The sequence below is a fragment of the Paraliobacillus sp. X-1268 genome, assembly GCF_003426095.1.
Classification (GTDB): Bacteria; Bacillota; Bacilli; order Bacillales; family Amphibacillaceae; genus Paraliobacillus_A; species Paraliobacillus_A zengyii.
In genome coordinates this window covers 473,717-492,124 of the sequence record NZ_QJSK01000001.1, presented here as the reverse complement: position 1 = coordinate 492,124, position 18,408 = coordinate 473,717, and the positions used below count along the sequence as shown (strand labels likewise).

24 protein-coding genes are annotated in these 18,408 nt (G+C 34.6%); all 24 read left to right on the top strand.

Annotation, left to right across the window (positions count from 1 at the left end; genetic code table 11):
• Window positions 1–26 precede the first annotated feature (26 nt).
• The 24 genes from codY (at window position 27) to flhB (ending at window position 18,386) form a co-directional block, all read left to right on the top strand.
• Window positions 27–806 (top strand): GTP-sensing pleiotropic transcriptional regulator CodY, encoded by a 780-nt coding sequence (codY, locus tag D2K62_RS02545; RefSeq protein ID WP_112180836.1) that lies wholly within the window; start codon window positions 27–29, stop codon window positions 804–806.
• Between the two features lie 437 nt (window positions 807–1,243).
• Window positions 1,244–1,636 carry a flagellar basal body rod protein FlgB gene (flgB, locus tag D2K62_RS02540; protein ID WP_112180837.1) on the top strand — a complete coding sequence of 131 codons (393 nt, stop codon included), beginning with the start codon at window positions 1,244–1,246 and terminating at the stop codon, window positions 1,634–1,636.
• Window positions 1,636–2,091 carry a flagellar basal body rod protein FlgC gene (flgC, locus tag D2K62_RS02535; RefSeq protein WP_112180838.1) on the top strand — a complete coding sequence of 152 codons (456 nt, stop codon included), beginning with the start codon at window positions 1,636–1,638 and terminating at the stop codon, window positions 2,089–2,091. Before flgB ends, flgC begins: the two co-directional genes overlap by 1 nt.
• Window positions 2,092–2,114: 23 nt before the next feature.
• Complete coding sequence (fliE, locus tag D2K62_RS02530) at window positions 2,115–2,420, top strand: flagellar hook-basal body complex protein FliE (RefSeq protein WP_112180839.1); 306 nt, start codon at window positions 2,115–2,117, stop codon at window positions 2,418–2,420.
• 36 nt (window positions 2,421–2,456) lie between these two features.
• Window positions 2,457–4,070: a flagellar basal-body MS-ring/collar protein FliF gene (gene fliF, locus D2K62_RS02525; RefSeq protein ID WP_112180840.1), complete on the top strand. Its 1,614-nt coding sequence runs from the start codon at window positions 2,457–2,459 to the stop codon at window positions 4,068–4,070.
• Window positions 4,071–4,082: 12 nt separating this feature from the next.
• Window positions 4,083–5,093 carry a flagellar motor switch protein FliG gene (gene fliG / locus D2K62_RS02520; RefSeq protein WP_112180841.1) on the top strand — a complete coding sequence of 337 codons (1,011 nt, stop codon included), beginning with the start codon at window positions 4,083–4,085 and terminating at the stop codon, window positions 5,091–5,093.
• Complete coding sequence (fliH, locus tag D2K62_RS02515; RefSeq protein ID WP_157967834.1) at window positions 5,086–5,838, top strand: flagellar assembly protein FliH; 753 nt, start codon at window positions 5,086–5,088, stop codon at window positions 5,836–5,838. The genes fliG and fliH overlap by 8 nt, the downstream gene beginning before the upstream one ends.
• Window positions 5,828–7,144: a flagellar protein export ATPase FliI gene (gene fliI, locus D2K62_RS02510; RefSeq protein WP_112180843.1), complete on the top strand. Its 1,317-nt coding sequence runs from the start codon at window positions 5,828–5,830 to the stop codon at window positions 7,142–7,144. The genes fliH and fliI overlap by 11 nt, the downstream gene beginning before the upstream one ends.
• The gene (gene fliJ, locus D2K62_RS02505) at window positions 7,141–7,587 is read left to right on the top strand and encodes a flagellar export protein FliJ (protein WP_112180844.1); all 447 of its coding nucleotides are present in this window, start codon (window positions 7,141–7,143) and stop codon (window positions 7,585–7,587) included. Before fliI ends, fliJ begins: the two co-directional genes overlap by 4 nt.
• Window positions 7,588–7,592: 5 nt before the next feature.
• Window positions 7,593–8,198, top strand: a complete 606-nt coding sequence (locus D2K62_RS02500; protein ID WP_117160866.1) for a MotE family protein — start codon at window positions 7,593–7,595, stop codon at window positions 8,196–8,198.
• A 36-nt stretch (window positions 8,199–8,234) separates the two neighbouring features.
• Entirely contained in the window at window positions 8,235–9,788 is a 1,554-nt protein-coding gene (locus tag D2K62_RS02495) for a flagellar hook-length control protein FliK (protein ID WP_117160865.1), read from the top strand.
• A 10-nt stretch (window positions 9,789–9,798) separates the two neighbouring features.
• Window positions 9,799–10,248, top strand: coding sequence for a flagellar hook assembly protein FlgD (gene flgD / locus D2K62_RS02490; RefSeq protein WP_112180847.1), 450 nt, complete (start codon window positions 9,799–9,801; stop codon window positions 10,246–10,248).
• A 14-nt stretch (window positions 10,249–10,262) separates the two neighbouring features.
• A complete protein-coding gene (locus D2K62_RS02485) occupies window positions 10,263–10,631 on the top strand; it encodes a TIGR02530 family flagellar biosynthesis protein (RefSeq protein ID WP_112180848.1) in 369 nt (122 codons plus the stop codon).
• Window positions 10,632–10,708: 77 nt separating this feature from the next.
• Window positions 10,709–11,620: a flagellar basal body rod protein FlgG gene (flgG, locus tag D2K62_RS02480; RefSeq protein WP_112180849.1), complete on the top strand. Its 912-nt coding sequence runs from the start codon at window positions 10,709–10,711 to the stop codon at window positions 11,618–11,620.
• 10 nt (window positions 11,621–11,630) lie between these two features.
• On the top strand, window positions 11,631–11,888 hold the full coding sequence (locus D2K62_RS02475) for a flagellar FlbD family protein (RefSeq protein ID WP_369974617.1): 258 nt from the start codon (window positions 11,631–11,633) through the stop codon (window positions 11,886–11,888).
• Window positions 11,878–12,294, top strand: coding sequence for a flagellar basal body-associated FliL family protein (locus D2K62_RS02470; protein WP_117160864.1), 417 nt, complete (start codon window positions 11,878–11,880; stop codon window positions 12,292–12,294). Before D2K62_RS02475 ends, D2K62_RS02470 begins: the two co-directional genes overlap by 11 nt.
• Window positions 12,295–12,323: 29 nt before the next feature.
• Window positions 12,324–13,325, top strand: a complete 1,002-nt coding sequence (fliM, locus tag D2K62_RS02465) for a flagellar motor switch protein FliM (RefSeq protein ID WP_112180851.1) — start codon at window positions 12,324–12,326, stop codon at window positions 13,323–13,325.
• Window positions 13,315–14,481 (top strand): flagellar motor switch phosphatase FliY, encoded by a 1,167-nt coding sequence (fliY, locus tag D2K62_RS02460; RefSeq protein ID WP_112180852.1) that lies wholly within the window; start codon window positions 13,315–13,317, stop codon window positions 14,479–14,481. The genes fliM and fliY overlap by 11 nt, the downstream gene beginning before the upstream one ends.
• Before the next feature lie 21 nt (window positions 14,482–14,502).
• A complete protein-coding gene (locus tag D2K62_RS02455) occupies window positions 14,503–14,865 on the top strand; it encodes a response regulator (RefSeq protein WP_112180853.1) in 363 nt (120 codons plus the stop codon).
• Window positions 14,865–15,563: a flagellar biosynthetic protein FliO gene (locus D2K62_RS02450; protein WP_112180854.1), complete on the top strand. Its 699-nt coding sequence runs from the start codon at window positions 14,865–14,867 to the stop codon at window positions 15,561–15,563. Before D2K62_RS02455 ends, D2K62_RS02450 begins: the two co-directional genes overlap by 1 nt.
• The gene (fliP, locus tag D2K62_RS02445; protein ID WP_112180855.1) at window positions 15,556–16,221 is read left to right on the top strand and encodes a flagellar type III secretion system pore protein FliP; all 666 of its coding nucleotides are present in this window, start codon (window positions 15,556–15,558) and stop codon (window positions 16,219–16,221) included. Before D2K62_RS02450 ends, fliP begins: the two co-directional genes overlap by 8 nt.
• A gap of 28 nt (window positions 16,222–16,249) precedes the next feature.
• Window positions 16,250–16,519, top strand: coding sequence for a flagellar biosynthesis protein FliQ (gene fliQ, locus D2K62_RS02440; RefSeq protein ID WP_112180856.1), 270 nt, complete (start codon window positions 16,250–16,252; stop codon window positions 16,517–16,519).
• 4 nt (window positions 16,520–16,523) lie between these two features.
• Window positions 16,524–17,303, top strand: a complete 780-nt coding sequence (gene fliR, locus D2K62_RS02435) for a flagellar biosynthetic protein FliR (RefSeq protein WP_112180857.1) — start codon at window positions 16,524–16,526, stop codon at window positions 17,301–17,303.
• 3 nt (window positions 17,304–17,306) lie between these two features.
• Window positions 17,307–18,386, top strand: coding sequence for a flagellar biosynthesis protein FlhB (flhB, locus tag D2K62_RS02430; protein ID WP_112180858.1), 1,080 nt, complete (start codon window positions 17,307–17,309; stop codon window positions 18,384–18,386).
• The last annotated feature ends 22 nt before the right edge of the window (window positions 18,387–18,408 follow it).

Here is an 18,408-nt window from a genome sequence, read left to right as displayed (position 1 = left end):
AACCAAAATTAGAGTGGAGGAACATCATGGAACTATTAGAAAGAGCACGAAAAATTAATTCTATTTTGCAAAAAACAACGAGTAAATCAGTGAATTTTAATGATATGGCAGGGGCATTACGTGATATTATTACGGCTAATATTTTTGTTGTTAGTAGAAGAGGAAAGTTATTAGGTTTTGCGATTAATCAACAAATTGAAAATGCTCGAATGAAATCAATGTTAGAGGAAAGACAGTTCCCTGAAGAATATACAGATAGCCTATTTAATATTAATGAGACGACTTCAAATATTGATATTGACAGTGCTTATACAGCATTTCCAGTTGAGAATCGTGAACTATTTAAAAGTGGTTTAACAACAATTGTCCCAATTATTGGTGGTGGAGATAGACTTGGTACACTAATATTAAGTCGTTTAACTAATAGCTTTAATGACGATGACTTACTACTAGCTGAGTATGGTGCCACAGTTGTTGGTATGGAAATCTTACATGAAAAAACAGAAGAAATTGAAACGGAAGCGCGTAGTAAAGCTGTTGTACAGATGGCAATTAGCTCCTTATCATACAGTGAATTAGAGGCAATTGAACATATATTTGAAGAATTAGATGGTACAGAGGGATTGCTAGTAGCAAGTAAGATCGCTGATCGAGTCGGAATTACTAGATCTGTAATTGTTAACGCATTACGCAAGCTAGAAAGTGCTGGTGTCATTGAATCTCGTTCATTAGGAATGAAGGGAACATATATTAAAGTTCTAAATAACAAATTCTTAATAGAACTACAAAAAATTAGATCGAATTAAAAAAGTAGCATTCTGATAAACTTCAGAATGCTACTTTTTTTATGAAAATATGCTAAAAAAGAAAATGAAACTATGTACCTAGTTTTAAATTATACTTTAGCATTATTTCAAGCATAGCAACGTATATCACAAAAAATGCATTACTTTTAATCCGAATATGAGCGTTTTTGTTGAAATTTGACCTAATTTGTTATTCCAATTTTTCAAAGGATATGCAATAATATAAACATAAATAACTGTTTTTCGACACAAATCGATAATATTACATTATTCTTATGGAAAAGTGGTTCTTTAGTCGCTATTGTCAAATTACGGCTAGCACTAAAGTCAGTTTGTGAAAAAAGAGCATAGACAGTTAGTCATATTTAAATTACAATATTCGATATCAAAGAACTTTTTTCGACGGTTCATTCATTAATTAGGGGGGTATAACTTCTATGTCACTTTTCGGTGGTGCTATTTCAAGTTTGCAAAATGGATTAGATTATGCAACAACTAAAAATCAAACAATTGCTAATAACATTGCAAATGTGGATACGCCTAATTATAAGGCTAAGGATGTTGTCTTCAAAAATGTACTTAATCAAGAGATGGATAGTGGATTTCAAGCGAAAAGAACTAACGAAAGACACTTGACATTTGGTAGTAGCGAAAGCTCATCTCGTATTGTTTCAAATAATAGTACCGAATACAATCACAATGGTAATAATGTAGATATTGATAAAGAAATGACAGAGCTAGCCAACAATCAAATTTATTATCAAGCTTTAGTTGAACGTATGAATGGTAAACTTAATAGTTTGCAAACTGTAATTAGAGGAGGGGCATAATGAGTATATTTAACTCGATTAATACAAGTGGTAGTGCATTAACTGCTCAACGATTAAGGATGGACACAATCTCCTCTAATATTGCAAATGCTGATACAACTAGGGCAACAATTAATGAAGATGGAGAATATGAAGCATATAGAAGAAAAACAGTTTCATTTGAAGCAAAGGATAATAGCTTTTCATCTTATTTAAACCGTGCTTCGAATTCCAACCAAGGGGCCGGATCTGGTGTTCGTGTTGACGAAATTACGGAAGATGATGAACCTTTCATAGAAGTTTATAATCCTACCCACCCAGATGCTGGTGAAGATGGATATGTTTCCATGCCAAATGTGGATCCATTAGAAGAAATGGTTGACTTAATGAGTGCAACACGTTCTTACGAAGCAAATGTAACATCCATAAATGCAACGAAAAGCATGTTGATGAAAGCGTTAGAAATTGGTAAGTAATTAAAGACCGGGGGAATAAATAAATGGCGATAAACATTCAAGCACTTCAAACACCTACCTTATTAAATCAAGAAACCACAGCTTCTAAACTTTCTGTTGGTGAAGCGCAAAATCAATTCTCAAATCAACTCAAAACCGCGATAGAACAATTAAATGCATCTCAAATTGAATCTGACATAAAGACAGAGGCGCTTGCAAATGGTGAAATAGATGATTTACATGATGTAATGATTACTGCACAAAAAGCTAGTGTCACATTAAACGCAGCTGTAGAAGTCCGTAGTAAAGCGCTTGATGCTTATAATGAAATTATGCGGATGCAAATATAAGAAACAATTGGCTGACTTGTTGTATGGAGGCAAATGATGAAACAGAACTTAATAACATATAAAAATAAAATCATAGAATTTTGGCAAAGTAAATCCAAGAAACAAAAAGGATTCGGACTTTCATTAATCTTTTTATTTCTTCTAATTGTAGTTGGTGGAAGCTTCTTTGCAACAAGGACTACAATGGTGCCATTGTATAGTAATCTATCAATTCAAGAGGTTGGGCAGATAAAAGCAGAGTTAGACACTAGAGGTGTGAAATATGAAGTGGAAGGTGCTGGAACGGTAATTAATGTGCCAAGTGAAGAAGCAGATACATTACTTGTTGATCTTGCGGCACAAGGTATACCAAACAGTGGAAATATTGATTATTCTTTTTTTAGTGAAAATACTTCTTGGGGAATGACAGATGGTGAATTTAATGTAATGAAACTTGATGCCTTGCAAACAGAATTGGCAAATTTAATGACTGGAATTTCAGGTATTGAAAATGCTACTGTCATGCTTAATATACCAGAGGATCAAGTTTTTGTGAGTGATGCAGTACAGCAGGCATCTGCATCAATTGTTCTGACAACCACACCTGGGTACCAGTTTGAGGAAAGTCAAATTAATTCACTTTATTTACTTGTTTCTAAAACGGTACCAAACCTCTCTACAGACAATATCGTCATTATGGATCAAAACTTTAATTACTATGATCAAAATAGTTCTACTACCGTAGCAAGTGGCGATGCTTATACCACACAGCAGACAATCAAAAAGGATATTGAACGAGATATTCAAAGACGTGTGCAGCAAATGCTAGGTACGATGGTTGGAGCAGATAAAGTTGTAGCATCTGTTACAGCAGATATAGATTTCACACAAGAAAATCGAATAGAAGAACTAGTAGAACCAGTAGAAGTAGATGGAGAAGAAGTAGAAGGTTTACCAGTTAGTGTTGAAACGATTACAGAGACATATACAGGAAATGGTGCAGCAGCTGCCGGTGAGGTTGGAGTGGGCGATGAAGATATAGCAAACTATGTTGCGGAAGATGGTGCTGACTATGGTGAATATGAAAAAGTTCAGGAATCTATTAATTATGAATTTAATCGAATACAACGTGAAATTATAGAAAGTCCATATAAAATTAGAGATTTAGGTATTCAAATAGCAGTAGATAATACAAAAGAAACAGTTGACGCAAATGGTGAACTAGAGCTTTTAACAGCACAAGAACAAGCCAATGTTGAAGAGAGTATCGCGTCGATACTAGATTCTATTATTTCTACTTCTATTGACGGAACGTATGGAGAAATTAACCCAGAAGATAAAACATCTATAGTATTTCAAGAATTCAATGGTATTCAAACAGCAAATACGCCTGTTGGAACCGGAATCCCCACATGGATTTATATAGTTGGAGGAACCTTACTTGTTCTAGTAATTGGCCTTATTATTATGTTGATAAGAAAACGAAGAGAACCAGAAGAAGAAATGGGATATAGTGAAGATGTAGTGTCACAAGAGACATTTGAAGTTCCTGATATGGAAACAGCAGCAGATACCGAATCATCAATCAGAAGAAAACAGCTTGAAAAAATGGCAAATGACAAACCAGAAGAATTTGCTAAGTTATTACGTAGCTGGATTTCTGAGGATTAGGGGGAAAGCTTCATGGCAAGAAAACAAACATTGACTGGTAAACAAAAAGCTGCGATTCTATTAATCTCATTAGGACCAGATGTTTCAGCACAATTATATAAACATTTAACAGAAGAGGAAATTGAAAAACTAACCTTAGAAATTTCCTCTGTTAAAAAGGTGGAAACGGAACAAAAAGAAGAAGTCTTAGATCAATTTCATCAGATAGCATTAGCGCAAGATTATATTGCGCAAGGTGGTATAAATTATGCAAAGACTGTTTTGGAAAAAGCCTTAGGAGCTGATGAGGCAGGTAATATTATCAATCGGTTAACATCATCTTTACAAGTTAAACCTTTTGACTTTGCTAGAAAAGCAGATCCTGGCCAAATTTTAAATTTTATACAAAATGAACACCCACAAACTATTGCTTTAGTTTTATCCTATTTGGAAAAAGAACAGGCTGGTCAAATATTATCAGAGTTGCCTCAAGAGATGCAGGCTGATATTGCGAAAAGAATTGCAATAATGGATTCAACATCTCCTGAGATAATTTATGAAGTAGAGCAAGTGTTAGAACGGAAATTGTCTGCAACAGTAACGCAAGATTACACACAAACAGGTGGGATTCAGGCAGTAGTAGAAGTTTTAAATGGCGTGGATAGAAGTACAGAAAGAACGATACTAGATGCATTAGAAATACAAGATCCAGAGTTAGCAGAAGAAATCAAGAAACGAATGTTCGTATTTGAAGATATTGTAACATTAGATAATCGTGCTATTCAGCGGATTATACGCGAAGTTGAAAATGATGATCTTCGTCTATCACTGAAAGTAGCAAGTGATGAAGTGAAAGAAGTTGTCTTTAGTAATATGTCGAATCGTATGGCTGAAACGTTCAAAGAAGAAATGGAATTTATGGGCCCTGTTCGTTTACGGGATGTCGAAGAATCACAAACACGAATTGTTTCTGCAATTCGTCGTTTAGAAGAAGTAGGTGAAATCGTTATTGCACGTGGTGGAGGAGATGATATTATTGTCTAACCAATTGGATCGAAAAATCACACCAAGTAAAGTAATCGGTATTAAACCACTAGAAGTTCGACAAGATTTTACAGAACAAGATTTACTAGATCAGAAAGCAATTCTTGAAATACAATTAGAACAAGCGAAGCAACAGTTGCAGCAAACAAGGGAACAAGCGGATCAATTACTTGCTGATACAAAGATGACAATAAAAGATAAAGAGAAAGAATGGCAAGAAGAGAAACTGAAGTGGATTGAAGAAGCAAAACAACATGGACATAATGAGGGTTTTCACGAAGGTAAAGAAGATAGTTTAAATGAATATCAAACATTACTCGATCAGGCTAGTGAAATTGTTCAACTAGCTAAAAAAGAAAAACAAACAATTTTAGCCCAATCGGAACCAACGATATTACGGTTAGGGATAGCAGCAGCGTCGAAGATCATACAACATGAATTAGTCGAAAGTGATGCTTATATCGAAATCACAAAAAAAGTTTTAAAAGAAGTTTTAGATCAGCCATCAATTCGTGTTTTTTCAAATCCAAGAGATTATCAAACACTGCAAAAGTATGAAAATGAACTTCGTTTAATAATTGATGCAAAAGCGGACCTACTATTCTATCCAGATGAATCATTATCCGAAGGCGCTTGTATTATTGAAACACCTTTTGGAAAAATAGATGCAAGTGTTGACAGTCAATTAGAAACTTTGCGTCATGCATTGTTAGACTTAGCGGAGGAGATAAATCGTGAATCTTGATACGTATGTAGAATCAATTGAAAATTCGGATTTATACAAACGATTTGGAAAGATTCAACGTGTTGTTGGACTAATGATTGAATCAAAAGGTCCGGCAGTTAGTATAGGGAATGTTTGTTATATTCATACTTCTGCAAAAACAAAGATTTATGCTGAAGTTGTAGGTTTTCATGATGAAAATGTACTTTTAATGCCCTATGCATCTATCAATGAAATTAGTCCTGGAAGTCTTGTTGAAGCGACTGATAAGCCACTTACGATAAAAGTTGGTCGAGGTTTAATTGGGAAAGTTGTAAACTCAATGGGACAGCCGTTAGATGATTCAACGTTACCGAAAGGTTTAATGTCCTATTTAACCGAGAGAACACCGCCAAATCCTCTATCTCGTCCAAGAATATTAGAACCAATTCAACTGGGTGTCAAAACAATTGATTCATTGTTAACAGTTGGAAAAGGGCAACGTGTCGGGATTTTTGCGGGGAGTGGTGTTGGTAAAAGTACACTACTAGGAATGATTGCCCGAAATAGTGATGCGGATATTAATGTTATTGCAATGATAGGGGAACGTGGCAGAGAAGTTAGAGAGTTTATTGAAAAAGACCTTGGTGAAGAAGGCCTAAAGAAATCAATTGTAGTTGTAGCAACATCAGATCAGCCTGCGCTAATGCGGATAAAAGGTGCATATACAGCAACGGCTATAAGTGAATATTTTCGTGATCAAGGTTTAAACGTAAATTTAATGATGGATTCTGTTACACGAGTTGCGATGGCACAACGGGAAGTTGGTCTAGCTACTGGAGAACCACCAACAACTAAAGGTTATCCACCTTCTGTGTTTTCTATTTTACCAAAATTATTGGAGAGAACAGGAACCAGTGATAAAGGAACGATTACAGCTTTTTATACTGTATTAGTAGATGGAGATGATCTAAACGATCCTATTGCAGATACGACAAGAGGAATACTAGATGGTCACTTTGTCTTAGATAGAAAGTTAGCAGAGCAAGGACAATTTCCAGCTTTAAATGTATTAAAATCCATTAGTCGTGTTATGCCACAGATAACATCAGAGAAAGATCAAAAAATAGCGCAAGAGGTCCGTAAGATTTTATCAACATTTGAAGAGAATTATGAATTAATACAAATAGGTGCATATAAACGTGGAACAAGTAGGGAAGTAGATCAAGCCATTCAGTTACATCCAAAGATTATTTCTTTTTTGAAACAGGGAATGGAGGAATCTTGGTCAAGGGATGAAGCAATGACGTTACTTGAGACTAGTTTATATGGAGGTAAAAAAGCATGACAAATATAAAAGCTTTTCAAAAAATACTGTCACATCAAGAGCGCTTAAAGAACGAGGCACAAATTAATTACCAAGAAGCAATGAATAATTTCGAGACTGTTGCAACAAAGTTATATCAGTTATTGCAGAAAAAAGAAGAAGTCGAAAAACAATATGCTTATTATCTAAAATCTAGTGGTACAGTCACTACATTAGCGACACATTATGCTTATATCGATGAAATAAAGAAAAAAATACAGCAAGTGGAATTAGAAGTAAGCAAGAAGCGCGTAATAATGGAAAAAAAACAAGTGTTATTAACACAATCACATATTGAAGTGAAAAAGTTCGAAATAATAATTGAGAAAAAAAACGAAAAAGAAAAATTGCGTGAAATATATACTGAGAATCAACAAATGGACGAAACGTCATTGAGACAGTTTTTAGCTAATGAAGATAGGTGATTAAAATGGCAGAAAAGACAAAACAAGAAAAAAAGGCAAAGAGCCCTGGCTTCATGCAATGGGTATTAGTAATTGGTATACCTTTAATATTTGCTATCATACTTGCTTTTATTATCTTTTCATTTATGGGTATTGATGTTATTGCTAAAACAAAAGACGCAGCTAATCAGATCCCCTTTCTTTCTTCGGTTGTCACAACAGATGAAGAACAAGAAGTCGAACGAGAAGAAGAAAAGGTTGAGACACAACTTTCTGAAAAAGATGCAGAAATTGAAACACTGCAAACAGAAGTCTCCAATCATGAACAAACAATTGATGAGTTAAATCAAGAAATTGTTAAACTTACGAACCAAACGGAAGATACCTCTGGTGAAGAGGTAGAAACGGAAGGTGAAGTGCAAGAGAATGAGGAAGAGAGCGAAAATTTGGATAAGCTGACAAAGTCTTATGAAGAAATGGACCCCGAAAGCGCTGCTCCCATCTTGTCAAATGTTGAACGCGATTTAGCTACAGCGATCTTACAACAAATGAAGGATGAAGAAAGAGGGGAAGTACTTAGTGCAATGGATGCAGAAGTTGCTGCAGAACTTACACAACTATTACTAGAATAGTTTACGTTGAAATTATTTGAAGGGGGGTGAAAAAGTTTGAATGTAACGGGACTTTTAAATCAGCAAACAACCCAGTTAGGAAATACTTCTACGAAAAAAGGTAATGAAGGACAATCAGTCTTCGGTAGTCTATTAGAATCAATAGGTAGTAAAGTGAATAACAGTTTGATTGGTGGTCAGTCAAAATCAAGCACTAGAGAACAGCTAGAATCTTCTGAAGAGGCTAATTCAATTGAAACATTATTTTCATCGTATTTAGCGGGTGATAACGCTAGTTTAGAGCCATTACTAGAGCAGTTGAAGATTAAAAGTGATGAACTAACTACTTCAACTGATGAATCAATTCGTATTGCCGAATTAGCTGAGCAATTGATGTTATTAGAAAACGATACAGATATATCTAATCAGATGAAAAGTTTATGGGATCAACTTGAACCAGCTTTTGAGCAACTATCTACTGATCTAGCAGAAAGTACTTCTGAAGAAGATGTGTTGGAATTAGTAGAGCAATGGATTGCTGTTTCAGAGGAAGCGCCTGAGCAAAGTAGCAACTTCCTTAAACAACAAAATAACACTGAACTAGCAACATGGCTTGAAAATATAGTCTCTTCCAAAGCTATAGCAGAGGAGAATACCAAAACTAATCAGGCTAGCGTACAAATGGCGTCATTAGAACAATTATTTCAAAATAACACTTTACAAAATGTCGATGTTAATCAACAAAGTATAGAGAAGATAGCAAACTTATGGAAACAAGTAGAACAAGTAGCCGCACAAGTATCTTCTGGTAAGTTTGATCAAGAATCGAGTGTAAAAGTTCTGAAATTATTAGAACAATGGACATCTTTAGAGAAAAGCACACCGCTAGAAACAGCGAATTTGTTACAAGAGAAAAAAGGGACGAATGAAGGTCAGTTATGGTCTCGCTTATTAGGAACATACCAAAAAAGAACAGAAGGTCAGATGCAGGCTAAATACCAGTCTAGTGCAATGGTCACTACGACAGATGTTTCAAAGTGGATGAAGAATGCTGTTACAAGTCTATCATCTGAAACAAAGGCTACAGTAAATACTGAAACTTTAGCAACAGGTCAACAAATTTCTAAGTTAGAACAATTTGTTGTACATGTAAAGCAGTCAACACAAACAAACCAAAAATCTACTTCTGATAATTTAATGGAAGAATTTCAAAAAGTTATTAAATCAAGTAAATTTATGTCAGGTCCAAATGGATCTAACGAGTTATTATTGAAATTAAAACCTAATCATCTAGGAGATATTTCAGTTAAATTAACCCAAATAAATGGGGAAATGATGGTGAAAATCACTGCCACAACACAAGCAGCTAAAGATGCGTTAGAAACAAATATTCAACAATTACGCCATATGTTTTCACCAAATCAAGTAGTGATTGAAAAACAAGATGCGCAAATGTTCCAGCAAACACAAGAAGAGTCCAATTCCTCATTTGATGAACAGATGTCAGAGTCGTCTCAACAAGAAGATGCTGAAGGAAAAGAGCAGAATGATGGAGAGCAGGATCAAAGTAGTATAAGTTTTGAAGAAGTATTAATGAATGAGAGAGTGTAGGTGAATTAATTTGACGACAATTGATAGTTCTTATTATTTGAGTAACCAATCTCGTGGCACGACTAGCTCTGCATTAGGTAAGGATGAATTCATGCGGATATTAATGGCACAATTACAAAACCAAGATCCTCTGAATCCAATGGAAGATAAAGAGTTCATTTCACAAATGGCTACTTTTACTTCATTAGAACAGATGATGGAAATGAATACATCGATTAGTAGTTTAGTTCAAAACCAAACAGTTTCACCAGTAATTCAATATAGTCATTTAATTGGTAAAGAAGTTTCATACTATAAACTTGATGAAGAGTCTGGTGAAGTGATTGAACCGAAGGAAACGGTTAAAAGTAACGTTATCGCTGTAAGTGAAAAAGAAGGTTATGCAGTTTTAGAATTAGAAAATGAAAGTAAGATCTATACGGATGAAGTTCTTAAGTTAAGCCAACCTTCAACGGATTAAGGAAGGTGAAAAATATGGATCATCGTATCCAACAAGTACATCAAGGGGCATTGCTTCCGAAAAACAGAAATAATATGCAGAAAAAGCAGGTTGGTACTTCTTTTCAAGATGTCTTATCTAGTGCACAAACATTAAAGATTAGCAAACATGCGCAAGCTAGATTAACTGAAAGAAATATTAAGATCGATGATGCGAAATGGCAACAAATTTCGGATAAAATTGTTGAAGCAAAACAAAAAGGAATAACAGATTCTTTAGTTGTTACAGATGAAGCAACCTTATTAGTTAGTACGAAAAATAACACGGTTGTGACAGCAATGGATCGAGCAGAAGCACAAAGTCGTATTTTTACAAATATTAATGGAACAATTGTAGTAGATTAGGCTGGTCCCGTTAAGGGAGGCCATTCAAGCTGTTGACTGATTGATACAGCTAATTAAACTAAAAGGGGAATGGTAATATGTTACGTTCAATGTATTCTGGTATATCAGGGATGAAAAATTTCCAAACAAAATTAGACACGATCGGTAATAATATAGCAAATGTTAACACATCGGGATTTAAAAAAGGACGTGTTACGTTTCAAGATATGATGAGTCAAACGTTGTCAAATGCACAAGGTTCAATAGAAGGTGTCCGTGGTGGGCTAAACGCCGCACAAGTTGGTCTTGGTTCTCAACTAGGTTCGATTGATAACATTCAAACGCAAGGAAATAGACAAACAACGGATCGTACATTAGATTTAGCGCTTGAAGGCGATGGTATGTTTGTATTAGGTAGTAATTTAGAAAATGGCGCAGCTGGTGATATTGATATGGAAGCATCAGATATTAACTTCACGCGTTCTGGTAATTTCTACTTAGATAATGAAGGGTATATAGTAAATCCAGATGGTTTATATTTATTGGGGGCTGGGAACCAAGCTGATGGCGATGATTTTGTCTTATCAGAAGAGCTAAGCCAAATTCAAATTCCTGCTAATGCAGCCAGCTTTAGTATTGCAGACAACGGAACAGTTAATTATGTTGATGGTGATGGCAACACACAAGTTGCTGGACAAATTAGATTAGCATCTTTCTCAAATCCTGGTGGTCTAGAGAGAAGTGGATCTAACTTGTATCGATTAACAGCTAATGCAGGGGCATTTGAGGATGCTGGCGATGATGACGGTTTTAATACATTAAACGATTTAGTTACCCCTGGTGCAAATGGTTCTGCTTCGGTAGTCTCGGGCGCTTTGGAAATGTCAAACGTTGATTTAGCAGAAGAATTCACCGAAATGATAACGGCGCAACGTGCATTTCAGTCAAATACCAAAATAATTACAACGTCAGATGAAATCTTACAAGAGTTAGTTAACTTGAAACGATAAGTAAGGAGGTGTGGAGCAAGTTTTCTTAACTTGCTCCAACCATAATATGATAGAAATCACGAAATTTAACGGGGATAGTTTTACCTTAAATGCTTTAATGATTGAACAAATTCAATCATTTCCTGATACTACTATTACTCTATCAAATGGGAAAATTATAGTAGTTAAAGAGACAGAGAATGAAGTAGTTACTTTGGTAAATAACTATTTTCAAATGTTTGGCATACAAGGATGGATAAAAGAGGCTGGTGAACAAAATGAACTCTAAATTATTTAAAATAATGATAAGTTCAATAGCTGTCATTTTGATTGTTGGAGTCGGTGCACTAATTTATATTTTAAACAGTTCAGATGGTGAAAATGAAGAATTAAGTATCGAGAAAATGGTAGAATACTCCTATACAACAGATGAAATGAGCACAGATTTAAAAGATGGTAGTTTTGTTCGAATGCAATTCGACATTATTACAGATAGTAAAAAGGCGCGAACAGAAATTGAAAATAGGTCTTTTCAATTTAAGAACATCTTTATAAAAGAATCCGTTAACCTAACAGAAGCAGATGTGCAAGCAGGATTAACTGAATTAGAAACAAAGCTAAAAGATCAAATGAATGAGCTAATGGATGAGGGAAATATTATCGATGTATATATCATTAGTAAAGTCATACAGTGATAAAAGCTCCTTCCTAGGAGGTGAATGTTGTGGCCAATGAAGTTATGTCGCAAAATGAAATTGATGCATTATTATCCGCACTTTCATCCGGTGAGATGGATGCCAATCAATTAAAACAAGAAGAACAAGAGAAAAAAGTGCGTGTTTATGATTTTAAACGAGCATTACGATTCTCAAAAGACCAGATTCGAAGCATTTCTCGAATTCATGAGAACTTTGCACGATTATTAACAACATATTTTTCTGCACAGTTACGCACATATGTGCACATATCTGTTGCGTCTGTTGATCAAATCCCATATGAAGAATTTATTCGCTCGATCCCCACGATAACGATATTAAATATATATAGTATGCAACCATTACACGGTCGAATTATTTTTGAATTCAACCCGAATATTGCATACGCCATGTTAGATCGAATGTTAGGTGGTAAAGGAAAGAGTGTAAACAAAGTAGATAGTCTAACGGAAATTGAATCAACACTTATGACGCAACTATTTGAAAAAGGTTTAGATAATCTACAAGAAGCTTGGTCATCCGTGATAGATATTGATCCGATATTAGAGGAGTTTGAAGTAAATCCTCAATTCTTACAGCTTGTTTCTCCCAATGAAACAGTAGTAGTCGTTTCATTAAATACTACAATTGGTGAGAGTACTGGCATGATCAATATATGTATTCCTCATGTGGTTTTAGAACCTATTATTCCGAAATTATCTGTTCATTATTGGATGCAAACGGAGAAGCCAAAGGAAAGAAAACCAGAAGAATATGAAAACTTAACAAAGAATCTTGAAACAGCAGAATTAGATATGAGAGTTCTACTAGGAGAAACATCAATTACAATAGAAGATTTATTGAATTTGCAACAAGGTGATGTACTCCACTTGGACCAATCAATTGAAGATGAATTAGTGATGCAAATTGATCAAGAGGATTTATATTATGTACAACCAGGAAAGAGAAAGAATAAATTGGCCGTCCAAATTATGAAAGAAATAAAAGGGGGCGATTCAGATGATGAATGACGGTATGTTATCACAGGATGAGATTGATGCATTATTAAACAGTACAGATGATGATCAGCCTGAGACAAATAATGATAATGATGAGCAGGAAGAACAAGACATAGAAAATCTATTATCTGACATTGAAATTGATGCACTAGGAGAAATAGGTAATATTTCATTTGGTAGTTCGGCAACTACACTCTCAACATTGTTAAATCAAAAGGTCGATATTACAACACCAACTATTTCTACAATAAGTCGCAGTCGATTAGAAGAAGAATTTCCAAATCCTAATGTAGGTGTAGAAGTAAAATATACAGAAGGTTTCGAAGGCGCTAATCTATTTGTGTTAGATTCTAATGATGCAGCAATTATTGCGGATTTAATGTTGGGTGGCGATGGTAAAACCGATACTCAAGAATTAAATGACATCTCGTTAAGTGCTGTACAAGAAGCAATGAATCAAATGATGGGAACTGCTGCGACTAGTATGTCAACGATATTTAGTAAAAGAGTCGATATCTCCCCGCCAGCTATTATGCTGTTAGATGTGAATGACGAGAATAAAGCTGATTATATGCCAGAAGATAATATCTTTGTAAAAGTGTCATTTCAATTGAAAATTGGAGAGCTAATTGATTCAAATATTATGCAATTATTACCTTTATCATTTGCTAAAGATATGGTTGATGGTTTGTTGAATGGGGGTTCAGCTGATCCAATAGAAGAACAACCTGTAACAACTGAAACAGCTCCTGTACAAAAAGAACAAGAGCCTGCACAAGCGCAAAATCACAAGCCAACTTCCCAACCAGCAGAACCTAAAAATTTAGGGGAATTATCACAGGAAAATGCTTCTATTCAAAATGCATCTTTTTCTGCTTTTGAAAATGTCGATCTTCCGCAAAATGAAAAACGTAACTTAGGTATGTTGATGGATATTCCATTACAAGTTACCGTTGAATTAGGTAGGACTAAACGAACCGTAAAAGATATCTTAGAATTATCATCTGGCTCCATTATTGAATTAGATAAACTAGCAGGTGAACCAGTAGATATTCACGTAAACAATAAATTAATCGCACAGGGTGAAGTAGTAGTAATAGATGAGAACTTCGGTGTGCGTGTCACAGATATCGTAAGTCAATCAGATCGATTAAGGAAATTAAAGTAATTAACTAGGGGGATTTATATAATGGCTCAGAAAATATTAATAGTAGACGATGCAGCTTTCATGCGAATGATGATCAAAGATATCTTAAGTAAGAATGGTTTTGAAGTAGTAGGTGAGGCGCAAGATGGTGTACAGGCTGTTGAAAAATACAAGGAGCTTACGCCAGATCTAGTTACAATGGATATTACAATGCCTGAAAAAGACGGAATTGCAGCACTAAAAGAAATTAAAGAAATTAACCCTGATGCGGTTGTTCTTATGTGTTCGGCTATGGGACAGCAAGCAATGGTTATTGATGCAATTCAAGCAGGTGCAAAAGACTTTATTGTAAAACCATTTCAGGCAGATCGCGTCATTGAGGCCATTCAAAAAGCATTGAGCTGATGAAAAATATGCGAAAAATAAACTTCGTATGCTTACTGATCGCATTATTTACTTGGGCTAGTATTCCTAGCACAATGGAGGCGGCATCCAATGATGGATATGTAGACGACTTATTTAAAAATGAGGCTCCTAGTGATGAGACGGATTCACCTGAAGAAGAAAACGAAAATAGTGAATCAAACCCAAGTAGTGAGACATCTTTAAGTGAGAACTCAGTTGATAATCCAATCATTACTTTCTTAAAAATTGTTTTGTCATTAATTTTGATTTTAGGATTAATGTATTTGTTACTAAAATTATTTAATAAAAAAACCAAGCTATATAAACACGCGAATACTTTAGAAAATATTGGTGGTGTTCCACTTGGTTCTAACAAATCGATTCAAATGATTCGTATTGGTGACAGCATATTCGTGGTTGGTGTCGCAGATAACATTGAACTGCTAACTGAGATTACAGATGAAGAAACTAAAAAACAGTTATTGGAAAGTCAAACTGAACAAGCAAGTTCAAATCAAATTGCTAATGTAATTGGAAAAACGATTTCACGTGTCTCATCGAAGAAACAACAAGTTACATCAACTAAATCTCCTGCTGAATTTTCATCATTATTTAAAAATGAATTAAATGGTTTAGCAGATAAAAGAAAAAAAATAACAGAGCAATACAAACGTAAGGAAGAAGATAAACATGAATGAATTTGTTGATATATTTTCTAGTTCAGACCCGTCAAATGTTGCTACATCAGTGCAATTACTGTTATTGTTAACTGTTTTTTCATTAGCACCTAGTATTATTATATTACTAACATGCTTTACCAGAATTATTATAGTTTTATCTTTTACTAGAACTTCACTCGCAACACAGCAGATGCCTCCTAATCAAGTATTGATTGGGATAGCACTCTTTTTAACCTTCTTTATTATGGCACCAACGTTTCAACAAGTGAATGAAGATGCACTGACACCGTTATTTAATGAAGAAATAACATTGGATGAAGCCTATACAAATGCTAGTATTCCAATGAAGGAATTTATGTCTAAGCATACACGCCAAAAAGATTTGGCTTTATTTATGAATTATAGTGGATTGGAAAATCCTGAATCATTAGAAGACATTCCGTTAACAACATTAGTCCCCGCCTTCGCAATAAGTGAATTAAAGACAGCCTTTCAAATGGGCTTTATGATTTTTGTTCCATTTTTGGTTATTGATATGGCTGTTGCAAGTGTCTTAATGTCAATGGGAATGATGATGTTACCACCAGTAATGATTTCATTACCATTTAAAATTTTATTATTTGTGTTAGTTGATGGCTGGTATCTGATCACACAATCACTATTACAAGGGTTTTAGCAATACGAAATAAGAGGTGAAAGAGAAAATGAGTGGAGAATTCGTTATTAATTTAGCTGAGCAAGGGATATTTACAGTACTCATTGTAACAGGTCCTCTTTTAGTACTAGCCCTTGTAGTAGGATTATTAGTTAGTATTTTTCAAGCAACAACGCAGATTCAAGAGCAAACCCTAGCATTTGTACCTAAAATTGTCGCTGTTTTTTTAGGCTTAATTTTCTTCGGACCATGGATGCTTGTTCGGATTGTGGAATTTACGAGTAATATATTTCAAAATTTAAATCAGTTTGTAGGGTAGAGGTATGTTAGAGTCTATTGATATTAATAGTTTACCAGCGTTTTTGTTAATCCTCATACGATTTACAGCTTTTTTTGCAACAGTACCAATTTTTTCTTATCAAAATATTCCAATGCAATTTAAGATTGGACTAGCTGGTTCTTTATCTTGGATTATGCTGTATAGTATTGAGATTCCGACCATACCACTTGATTTAACGTTCTTTTTATTGGTTGGTAAGGAAGCAATTGCAGGGTTATTATTAGGCTTAATTGCTTATATGATATTAGCGGCAGTTCAAATTGCAGGTGGATTTATTGACTTTCAAATGGGTTTTGCGATTGCGAATGTTATTGACCCACAGACAGGTGCACAAAGTCCTTTAATGGGACAATACTTTTATACGATTGTGCTACTTTTTTTATTGAGTGTTGATGGTCATCATCTACTCATAAATGGTGCTTTCTATAGCTTTGAAACCATTCCATTAGATCAAATGATAAATTTTAACAATGAAAATATTGTGATGTTAGTCATCGATATCTTTAATCAATTATTCTTGGTTGCTTTTCAATTGGCAATACCTGTTGTAGGTTGTTTATTTCTAGTGGATGTTGCACTAGGTATTATTGCACGTACAGTTCCTCAATTAAATGTATTTGTCGTCGGTTTACCGTTAAAGATTTTTGTTGGGCTTTTTGTAGTAAGCATGTTTATTGTAATGTTTATATCAATTGTAAAGCAGTTGTTCTCTTATACATTAGAGATGATGCAGTTATTAATGCAGCTGTTTGGAGGTGCTTAAGTCATGCAGTTGAAATTAGATCTGCAATTCTTTGCAGGAGAAAAGACAGAAAAAGCAACTCCAAAAAAACGTCAAGATTCTCGAAAAAAAGGTCAGGTAGCTAAAAGCCAAGATATAAATACAGCACTTTTATTATTTTTAATTTTTATCCTTTTTACTGTTATTGGAACCTTTTGGAAAGAGAAAATGACCGGTTTATATATAAGGTCTTTTAGTGAATTTATTCATTGGGAAATTACTGTTCCTAATTTACAAACGATGTTTGCAGAAATCACCATATATATGGCACAGACGTTGGCTCCAGTAATGGCACTAGCAATTGTTGCGGGTCTTGCTTCAAATCTTATGCAAATTGGTTTTTTATTTACTACAGAACCATTACAAGCGAAATTTAATAAACTCGATCCTATTCAAGGTGCAAAACGTATTTTTTCAGCACGCGCTTTAGTAGAACTAGTCAAATCAATGTTAAAAATAAGTGTTATTACTACCATTACTTTTTCAATTTTATGGATGAATAAAGACGAGATGATGATGCTTGCAGGTAAAGACGTTAATGCAGCCTTGGCTTTTTTTGCGAATGTTACGATATTAATGGGAATATTTTCAGCAATTGCATTACTTGTTGTGTCAGTTATTGACTTTACTTATCAACGATATGACCATGAAAAGAATATGAAAATGTCTAAAAATGATATTAAAGATGAACATAAGAATATTGAAGGAAATCCTTTAATTAAATCTAAAATAAAAGAGCGTCAAAGACAGATGGCGATGCGACGTATGATGAGCGATGTGCCAGACGCAGATGTTGTAATCACAAACCCAACACACTATGCTATTGCGATTAAGTACGATGAGAATAAGTCTGATGCCCCTTATGTAGTTGCTAAAGGTGTTGATTTTGTAGCTTCAAAGATTAGAGAAGTTGCAGAAGCAAATCAGATTATAATGGTAGAAAATCGAACTTTAGCAAGAGCGTTATATGCTGAAGTTGAGATAGGTGGAGCAATTCAAGAAGAATTCTTTCAGGCTGTTGCGGAGATTTTAGCATATGTTTATCAAATAGAACAAAAAGCATAAGGATGTCTAGTAGGGAGAGTTA

Coding starts and splice junctions, on each gene's coding strand:
- flgG (WP_112180849.1), top strand. CDS start 10,709: ATGTTACGTTCAATGTATTCTGGTATATCAGGGATGAAAAATTTCCAA.
- fliJ (WP_112180844.1), top strand. CDS start 7,141: ATGACAAATATAAAAGCTTTTCAAAAAATACTGTCACATCAAGAGCGC.
- fliY (WP_112180852.1), top strand. CDS start 13,315: ATGATGAATGACGGTATGTTATCACAGGATGAGATTGATGCATTATTA.
- D2K62_RS02485 (WP_112180848.1), top strand. CDS start 10,263: ATGGATCATCGTATCCAACAAGTACATCAAGGGGCATTGCTTCCGAAA.
- D2K62_RS02455 (WP_112180853.1), top strand. CDS start 14,503: ATGGCTCAGAAAATATTAATAGTAGACGATGCAGCTTTCATGCGAATG.
- flgB (WP_112180837.1), top strand. CDS start 1,244: ATGTCACTTTTCGGTGGTGCTATTTCAAGTTTGCAAAATGGATTAGAT.
- fliQ (WP_112180856.1), top strand. CDS start 16,250: ATGAGTGGAGAATTCGTTATTAATTTAGCTGAGCAAGGGATATTTACA.
- fliE (WP_112180839.1), top strand. CDS start 2,115: ATGGCGATAAACATTCAAGCACTTCAAACACCTACCTTATTAAATCAA.
- fliP (WP_112180855.1), top strand. CDS start 15,556: ATGAATGAATTTGTTGATATATTTTCTAGTTCAGACCCGTCAAATGTT.
- fliR (WP_112180857.1), top strand. CDS start 16,524: ATGTTAGAGTCTATTGATATTAATAGTTTACCAGCGTTTTTGTTAATC.
- D2K62_RS02500 (WP_117160866.1), top strand. CDS start 7,593: ATGGCAGAAAAGACAAAACAAGAAAAAAAGGCAAAGAGCCCTGGCTTC.
- codY (WP_112180836.1), top strand. CDS start 27: ATGGAACTATTAGAAAGAGCACGAAAAATTAATTCTATTTTGCAAAAA.
- flhB (WP_112180858.1), top strand. CDS start 17,307: ATGCAGTTGAAATTAGATCTGCAATTCTTTGCAGGAGAAAAGACAGAA.
- D2K62_RS02450 (WP_112180854.1), top strand. CDS start 14,865: ATGAAAAATATGCGAAAAATAAACTTCGTATGCTTACTGATCGCATTA.
- flgC (WP_112180838.1), top strand. CDS start 1,636: ATGAGTATATTTAACTCGATTAATACAAGTGGTAGTGCATTAACTGCT.
- D2K62_RS02470 (WP_117160864.1), top strand. CDS start 11,878: ATGAACTCTAAATTATTTAAAATAATGATAAGTTCAATAGCTGTCATT.
- fliF (WP_112180840.1), top strand. CDS start 2,457: ATGAAACAGAACTTAATAACATATAAAAATAAAATCATAGAATTTTGG.
- fliG (WP_112180841.1), top strand. CDS start 4,083: ATGGCAAGAAAACAAACATTGACTGGTAAACAAAAAGCTGCGATTCTA.